Source organism: Dialister sp., from assembly GCF_036343215.1.
GTDB lineage: Bacteria > Bacillota > Negativicutes > Veillonellales > Dialisteraceae > Dialister.
Genome location: NZ_JAZASU010000209.1, coordinates 1 through 1352 on the forward strand (window position 1 = coordinate 1; position 1352 = coordinate 1352).

Annotated in this window: 2 protein-coding genes; both read left to right on the plus strand. The window is 43.9% G+C overall.

The genetic code is table 11. From position 1 onward, the window contains the following. Nucleotides 1-613, plus strand: a 613-nt coding sequence (locus tag VZT47_RS10440; protein ID WP_330224899.1) for a hypothetical protein, incomplete at its 5' end; no start/stop codon positions are given. Nucleotides 614-676: 63 nt separating this feature from the next. Continuing rightward, entirely contained in the window at nt 677-1219 is a 543-nt protein-coding gene (locus tag VZT47_RS10765) for a M50 family metallopeptidase (protein WP_442877436.1), read from the plus strand. Nucleotides 1220-1352: the final 133 nt, after the last annotated feature.

Here is a 1352-nt window from a genome sequence, read left to right on the forward strand (position 1 = left end):
GCGAAGACGGATTTCATCTCCAAATGGACGGCAGAAGCACGAAAGGAATATGGAGACCGATACTGACATATTTAATCTTGACGAGGAAAAAATGATCATACTGATTACGGGTGCATCTCACACTGGAAAAACGCTTCTGGCGCAGAAGATGCTCGAAAAATATAAATATCCGTATCTGTCGATCGATCACCTGAAAATGGGTCTGATTCGTAGCGGTAATACTGATCTGACGCCGGAGGACGATGATGAACTGACGGAATACCTGTGGCCGATCATACGGGAGATCGTTAAGACCGCAATTGAGAACCGGCAAAATCTTATAGTTGAAGGCTGTTACATTCCATTTCGCTGGAGGCGGGATTTTGATGAGCGGTATTTATCGTCGATTCGTTTCATCTGCCTTGCCATGAGCGAGAACTATATCGAGAACCATTTCGGTGAGATCATTGGACATGAATCGGAAATTGAAGCCAGGATGATTGATGCAGACTGTACGAAAGATAGTCTGAAGGCAGACAACAAAAACATCATCGATGGCTTTCAACATGCCGGGGAGCAGATTGTGCTGATCGATTCCATTTATGAGCAAACAATAAAAGGGCTTCTGGACTGACAATCGGGATTTGTCTTATGGGGAGTAACTTTAAAGTTTAATTAAGGACCAAGGAGTAAGCGTATGGGTCTGAGCATATATTACTTTGTAAGAATCATTCTTATCTGGCTTCTTTGTCTCTTGTCTGTTTTGCTCCATGAATTGGGCCATGCCTTGGGTTATCGGATTTCCGGAGGAAAAGCAGGGTGGAAGGTCATTGTGGGATCCGGGCCAAGGATGATCGGCAAATCAAAATACATCTTCTGCCTGATTCCTGCAGGTGGTTATTTCATTCCCGAAGAAGAGCAGGAAACAAATCAGGCAAAAATTTTACTATATGCAGGCGGGCCTGTCTTTTCCTTGATGCAGGCCGTTCTGTACGGAATCATTTATTTCTGCTTTCCAGAGTTTGTTCGGCCCGGGAGTAACCTGTACGAAATACTACTCTCGGTATCCGCCTTCCTTTTCTATTTCAACTTCTTTCAATGCCTTTTTACGATCATTCCAATCCGCTACAGGGTCGTATGCAGAGGATTTGAAAGCGATGGCCTGCAAATCGTTCATGCGCTGAAGAATAAAGAGAGTCAGGAATCACACATGGATTATAAAAGCAATACCGATGATTAACAAAACCGGAAGATAATCATTCAATTCCAGCTTATCGACATGTTCCCGATAACGGCAAATGCCCAAAATCGGTTGACATGTTCCTGACGAACAGGCAAACCGTTGATATGTTCCTCGGCTCAAAATTGCGAAC